This is a genomic window from Ameyamaea chiangmaiensis (assembly GCF_013376175.1).
GTDB lineage: Bacteria > Pseudomonadota > Alphaproteobacteria > Acetobacterales > Acetobacteraceae > Ameyamaea > Ameyamaea chiangmaiensis.
Genome location: NZ_JABXXR010000162.1, coordinates 1 through 5631 on the forward strand (window position 1 = coordinate 1; position 5631 = coordinate 5631).

A 5631-nucleotide genomic window follows, 5' to 3' on the forward strand; every position below is an offset into this window, starting at 1 on the left:
CGTCCCGGTCGGCGCGCGCCGATCGCAGCGGCCGCTCCGCTCACTTCGACCACGCGCACCGCGCACCGTCGCCGCAGACCACAGGGATCATCATGGGACTGAAACCACGCCACATGCTGGCCCTGGCGCTTCTGGTCTTTGCGCTGTTCCTGCCGGGCCGGGCCAGTTTGCCGCCCTTCGACCGCGACGAACCGCGTTACATGGAAGCAACCGCGCAGATGCTGCGCAGCGGCAATTTTGTCGACGTGCGCTTCCAGGACAAGCCGCGCTACCTGCAGCCTGCCGGAATCTACTGGCTGGAGGCCGTGGCGGTGAAGGCCAGCGGCGTACGGCGGCTGAACCTCACCTGGCCCTATCGGATCCCGTCCCTGCTGGCGGTGGTGGCGGTCGTCGTGCTGACGGTGCGGACCGGAACGGTGTTGTTCGGCGTCCCGGCGGGTCTGCTCGCGGGCGGTTTCCTGGCGACCAGCGTGCTGCTGACCGCCGAGGGTCGCATGGCGACCATCGATTCGATGCTGCTTCTGACGGTGATGCTGGTCGAATGCGCGTTGCTTCGCGCCTTCGTCGATCGGGAGCACAAACGCCCCACCTCGGTGCTGACCGCCCTGACCTACTGGGGTGCGATCGGGTGCGGCCTGATGCTGAAGGGGCCCGTGATCCTGATCCCGGCCTTCGGCACGCCGCTGGCCCTTGCGGCGGTGGAGCGACGTGTGGCGTGGTGGTCGCGCCTGCGCCCGGCGTGGGGCTGGCTCATCGCGATCGCGATCGTCCTGCCGTGGTGTATTGCGATCGGCGTCGTCAGCCATGGCCAGTTCTTCGCCAACGCCGTCGGGACGAATTTTCTGGGCAAGGTGGCCAGTGGCCAGCAGGCCCATGGCCTGCCTCCCGGTTATCATCTGGGCGTCTTCGCCATTGCATTCTGGCCCGGCTCTCTGTTCGCGGTCGCGGCCCTACCGGCCATCGTCAATCGTCGGATGCTGGCGCCGGTGCGGTTCCTTCTGTGCTGGATCGTGCCGCACTGGCTGGTATTCGAGGCGATCGCGACGAAGCTGCCGCATTACGTATTGCCGACCTATCCGGCGATCGCGATCCTGACCGGCGCCTGCATCGCGACACTGCCCAGCACGCGCTTCCGCCCGGCCTCTCTCTGGGGTCGGGGGTTGCTTGGGGCATATGGGCTGGTCTGGCTGGCCGTCGGGCTGGCGCTGAGTGCCGCCGGGCCCGTGCTGTTGTGGCGGCTGGAGCATGTGGTGTCCGCTCCGGCCCTGATCGCGACCGGCGGCAGTCTGCCCCTGATCCTGATCGCGGCGTGGCTGTTCTGGCGACAGCACATCCGGGAAGCGGCGTGGAGCGTCATGGCCGCCGCCGTCGTGATCTACACAGGGCTTTTCGTCGGCGTTCTGCCCAAGCTTGAGACCCTGTGGCTCAGCCCGCGCGTCGCCGCGCTGGTCGACGACTATCGCCTATGTCCGGCCACGACCGTTGCCTCCGCCTCGTACTCCGAGCCCAGTCTGGTGTTTTTGGTGGGACAGGACACGAAACTGGTCAATGCCGTCGAGGCGGCCGCCTTTCTGGCGCACGACCCGTCCTGCGGTCTGGCACTGGTCGACCGGCGGGACGAGGCGGCGTTCATGGGCTCGCTCGCACAACGTTCGCTGCGTCCCATCGAATACGGGCGCGTGCAGGGGCTCAATTATTCGACCGGGCGTCACCTCGATCTCGGGCTCTACGGACTGACGCCGCCCTGACGGGCACTCGCCTTGACAGCGGAGTCGCCACCGGGTCTGGATGGCCCGTGACATGCGTCACGTGTCTGGCAGGAGTACTTGGTCATGGCCGTCAGCGGCATCGGTCCCTACGACCGGGAGAATATTTTCGCGAAGATCCTGCGCGGCGACATCCCGTGCCGCAAGGTCGCTGAGAACGACGTGGCGCTCGCGTTTCACGATATTGCGCCGGCCGCCCCAGTCCATGTGCTGGTCATCCCCAAGGGTGCCTATGTCTCCCTGGCCGATTTCTCTGCGCGGGCCACGGATACGGAGATTGCCGGCTTCACCCGGCTTGTCGGTCAGGTCGCGCGCGATCTCGGTCTGGACTCAGAAGGCTACAGGGTTCTGAGCAACATGGGCGAGAACGCAGGACAGGAAGTGCCGCACTTCCACGTGCATCTGTTCGGTGGACGCGCGCTGGGGCCGATGCTCGCGCGCGTCTGATGTCGTCGCGTCAGTTGGCGCGAAGCACAGTCTGCAGGGCGTCGATCAGGTCGGCGGCTGCCGCGACATCGCCATAGGCGGGCGACTCCTCCGGCAAATGACTGAGCGCGCGCTCCAGACGGTTGATGATCTCCTGCGCCAGCGCGCCGGCTTCGTCGCCCGCCTCCGAGCGTTCCTGCTCCATGTCGCGTTCATCGAGGCGCATTGGTCCGTCCTTTGCCACAAGCGTCGCCGTACAGCGGGGCGTCACTGAATATGGATATATTTCTTCGCGCGCAGTGTCAGCGAGATCCCGATCAGGATGAGCAGAAAATTAATCCATGTGGTATAGACGATGTCATAGTGCGCACGCGCGACATAGCCGAACTGGCCTCCACGGATCATTTCGATTCCCTCAACACTGGGGGACAGAAGCAGAATCCAGCGATAATGCTGCGGTATCCAGTCGACCATGGCAAACGCTCCCGAGAGGGGTAGCGACAGGTACATAAGAATTGTCAGCGATTTCTCGACAAATTCGCTGCGCTCGGACAGCGGTGCTATAATCAGCGCACACCCAAAGCAGAAAGCAATCTGGTAGAAGAGGCCGAGATACAGAAGCCCGTAATTTTCTGGCGGCTTCATGAAACCGAGGATAATGGCACCCCCGCCGACAAGCAAACCTGCCCATAGAGTGCCCACCACTTCGAGGATAATGCGGGCGATAATAATATCGAGCGGGATAACCTGCCGATGAAACAGAAGGCTGCCATTTGCCTCGAACGCCAACACGGACCGGGCAACACTGTGCCTCCACATGGTCAGGGGCACATAGCCCGTGATGACAATGGCTGTTGTCGGCAGTCCATGCTCGTGTGCAGGTCGGATTGCGCTCCATACAATCGCGACACCGGCACAGAACAAAATCGGCTCGCCGACAATCCACAGAAAGCCGAGGTTGTCGCGCCCGAACCGCGTGTGAAGCTCGCGCATCATCAGGGCCCAGATCACACGCCCCTGCAGCGCGAACAGGGCGGGGAGAGAGTCGGATTTCATGCCTTAGCAGCCATCACAGAAAATCATGCCCGGTTGTCTCACGGGTTCTCGCGATTACCAACCCGAAACTCGTCGATCGCCTCGATGATGGCCCGGTGCAGGCCCGCGGGACTCAGGCATTCTGCGGGAACGGCGACATCACGGTCCTCACGCCCCGGCCGGTAGGCGCGCAAGACGAATGGCGTCTCCCGGTCGCCGCCCGGATCGGTCACGCCGGGCAGCGACGGCCGGTGATCGCCGAAAAACACCAGCAGTGCCGGCCGCTGCGCAGCGACCAGCGCCGTATCGAGCATGTCCAGTAGAGCGTCGCTGTTATGCGCATGGGCCTCCCAGGCCCCTAGCCCGTCCGCCGCGCCCACACGACCGGCAGACCATGGACCGTGATTTTCCATCGTCACCGCGTAGATCAGTTCGGGCTCCCGCGCGGCCGTCACACGATCGCAGAGATACCGGCCCAGAGCCCGGTCCCCGATATAGGGCCCGTGCGCCACGGACGCGGAGAAGGCCTCGGGAGACACAAGTGTCGTGAAGCCGAGCGCGGGCATCAGCCTCTCCCGGTCATAGAAGCGCAGGTCGTGCGGATGGACGAACACACGGTGCGCATACACGCCGCCCAGACGGCGCGGCAGCGCGAAAGAGGCCTCTCCCCGCGCGGTCAGAAACGGATCGCAGGCCCGGAACCCGAGAGACGCCTCGTCCCGTCCGACCAGAACGCCGTATTCGGTGCGCATAGTGTAAGCACCGAAACCGCTGACGGCCAGCGCGCCGTGACGATCGGCTTGACGCCGGAGTCGTTCCAGCGCCGGTAAGGCGGGTCGCGGGTGTCCGGGCACCAGCGTTGTCGGGTCGGCAAAGGACTCGCACTGCACGATGACGACCAGGGGCGGAGAACCGGCGCTCCACGGCACGACGGGCGACAGGGGCGTTGGATCGACCGTCGCCCGCCAGCGCATAGTATAGACCGCCAGCGTCAGCAGGATACCGAAGCGCGCCCTGTCGCGCCGTATGTCGGGTGTCGTCATCAACCTGTCGCGCCAGCGGACCCGCCACAGCCACCACAACGCCACGGTCGCGGCCAGGGCGAGCACGCACCCTTCGGCATGGGGACGCCACGCACCCGACACCCCGCGCAGCGCCACAAGCAGCATGAGCACCGCGCAAAGCGGCATTGCAAAGCGGGCAGGCCATGGGACGGCCGCCAGATAGAAGCGCGGATACCGCAGAAATGACGCCGCGACGGCCAGATCGGTCATCACCAGCGGCTCGCCAAGGGCGCGCGCCTTCAGGATCGAGACGACCAGAAGCAACAGTACCAGCAGATCGACCGCCATCACGGAGAGAAAGGCACCGCCCGTCACGGCCAGAACCACCCCGAACCCCGCCAGCACCAGCAGAGCCCGCGGCACGGTTCCCTCCCGTTTAAGGGCCGCGGGCGCCACCATGCGTTCGGCCAGATCCGCCAGCACGACGGTCAGCGCAGCCGCGATCAGCACGGCGATCACGGCAGACGGCACACAGGGACACGGGACATGGACCGAACGGTGTCTTTCTCTGGACAGGGAAACTGGGTAAGGCTGGGCGTCGATGACATCTGCGTCACAGTTGCCGGAAGACGGCTCCGTTCTGCTGAAACTGCCGCCATCACGCAAGGGGACGTCGCCTTGCCTCGGGGTACGGCGGACGGGTGATCGGACTTCGGGCGACCGGACGACCGCGACGGACGAGGCCGCCCGGGCATTAGCACGCATACGCGCGCTGCGGATCGGCGGTGCGTTCTGGCGCGCGCCTGCCACCGTGCCGCCCGCTTTTGCCCGGGCGGGTTGGACGCTGGTCTCGCTGCCCGCCGACGCCGATGCGGCGACATGTCTGTGGCACCGCGCACAGGACATGGCGCCCGGTGAAAACCTGCTCGGGCTGGCGGAACCGGGTGCCGACGTCGCGGCGATCACCCGGCTCGGCGGCACTGTCCTGCGCGGTGTCGAACCGCACGCGCTGGTCGACGGCGCGACCCGCATCGTTTCGTCCGGCTGCGACGACGCGGCATTGCTGGGGGTGGCATACGGTCGGCCTGTCAGCCTGCTGGGGGCCGATGGTCGCGCCACGACACTGTCTCATGCCCAGGCCTGTGCATGGCTTGCCGACGGGATCGTGTGGCGGAGCCCGTTTCACCCTGGCCCGGCGACGCTGTCCGACATGGTGCAAGTCGTCGAGGATGCGCGGCGGACCTGGGCGCGACTGCATGACATCGCCGTCTGGGTCGGTATCGCCTGGTGGAAGCGCCGGCGTATCCGCGAGTTCTGCGGGAGCGTGGGCCTCGACGCCGTGTTTCGCCGGTCCGCGCGCGGGGCCGTCCGCGCGGCGCTTGGGCGCGGTGGCCCCGTGG

The 5631-nt window shown here is 66.1% G+C and carries 6 protein-coding genes; 3 read left to right on the forward strand and 3 right to left on the reverse strand.

The window, feature by feature from the left end:
• The first annotated feature begins 92 nt into the window (after positions 1 to 92).
• Positions 93 to 1748, forward strand: a complete 1656-nt coding sequence (locus tag HUK82_RS13960; RefSeq protein WP_176614541.1) for an ArnT family glycosyltransferase — start codon at positions 93 to 95, stop codon at positions 1746 to 1748.
• A gap of 84 nt (positions 1749 to 1832) precedes the next feature.
• Positions 1833 to 2213 (forward strand): histidine triad nucleotide-binding protein, encoded by a 381-nt coding sequence (locus HUK82_RS13965; protein WP_176614542.1) that lies wholly within the window; start codon positions 1833 to 1835, stop codon positions 2211 to 2213.
• A 10-nt stretch (positions 2214 to 2223) separates the two neighbouring features.
• Here HUK82_RS13965 and HUK82_RS13970 read toward each other — a convergent pair whose 3' ends face one another.
• The 3 genes from HUK82_RS13970 to HUK82_RS17620 are packed head-to-tail and all read right to left on the reverse strand — an operon-like array spanning position 2224 to position 4762.
• Positions 2224 to 2418 carry a hypothetical protein gene (locus HUK82_RS13970; RefSeq protein ID WP_176614543.1) on the reverse strand — a complete coding sequence of 65 codons (195 nt, stop codon included), beginning with the start codon at positions 2416 to 2418 and terminating at the stop codon, positions 2224 to 2226.
• A gap of 41 nt (positions 2419 to 2459) precedes the next feature.
• Positions 2460 to 3248: an ABC transporter permease gene (locus HUK82_RS13975; RefSeq protein WP_176614544.1), complete on the reverse strand. Its 789-nt coding sequence runs from the start codon at positions 3246 to 3248 to the stop codon at positions 2460 to 2462.
• A 38-nt stretch (positions 3249 to 3286) separates the two neighbouring features.
• On the reverse strand, positions 3287 to 4762 hold the full coding sequence (locus HUK82_RS17620; RefSeq protein WP_176614545.1) for an LTA synthase family protein: 1476 nt from the start codon (positions 4760 to 4762) through the stop codon (positions 3287 to 3289).
• Positions 4763 to 4832: 70 nt separating this feature from the next.
• Between HUK82_RS17620 and HUK82_RS13985 the strand changes: the two genes are divergently transcribed.
• A partial coding sequence (locus tag HUK82_RS13985) for a hypothetical protein (RefSeq protein ID WP_176614546.1) occupies positions 4833 to 5631 on the forward strand: 799 nt, incomplete at its 3' end.